This is a genomic window from Ruegeria sp. AL12, assembly GCF_056540885.1.
In genome coordinates this window covers 1-610 of sequence record NZ_JBQFXN010000157.1, presented here as the reverse complement: position 1 = coordinate 610, position 610 = coordinate 1, and the positions used below count along the sequence as shown (strand labels likewise).

The 610-nt window shown below is 59.3% G+C and carries 1 protein-coding gene; it reads right to left on the bottom strand.

Annotation, left to right across the window (positions count from 1 at the left end):
* Nucleotides 1–50: 50 nt before the first annotated feature.
* Nucleotides 51–610: 1-(5-phosphoribosyl)-5-[(5-phosphoribosylamino)methylideneamino]imidazole-4-carboxamide isomerase (locus ACR0C6_RS21965; RefSeq protein WP_480621294.1), on the bottom strand; the 560-nt coding region annotated here is incomplete at its 5' end.

Sequence of the window (610 nt, the reverse complement as noted above, 5' to 3'; positions counted from 1 at the left end):
CGCTTGTCAAAACCGCCCTTTCGCGCGTTCAGCCGAAAGGGCGGAGTTGCTTACTGAAACTGCGCGACTGGCTCGTGCGCCGATTTGACAGTTTCAAGTGCTTTGGCCAAGTCCAGTGTCTTGCGGAACAACGCGCGCCCGACAATCGCGCCCGAGATATTGGGGATGTATGCCAGCCGCGAGATATCGTCTGCCGTGCGCACGACACCGCTGGCAATCACCGGGGTACGCGAATGGTTTGCCAATCGCGAGATCAGACCCAGCTTTGCCTCGACATCTTCGATGTCGCTGTCGATATCGGTTACCACGATGGCGGCAAAAGGCGCATCACCGAACGCGTCAATAAAGGCTTCGGGCGTGAACGCACTTTGGCTGCGCCAGCCGTCAGTCATGACAAAGCCTTGCCAGACATCAACCGACAGCACGATCTGATCCGGGTGCAGCTTGGCCAGATCCTTGACCAGGTTCGGTTCACGCGCAGCAAGCGTACCAACCACGATGCGACCCGCGCCCTTGTCGATCCAGCGCTCAATCTGCTCGCGCGAGCGCATGCCACCCGCCAACTGCACCGGAATCTCGGCCTTGCGAATGATATCTTCGACCAGCTGCG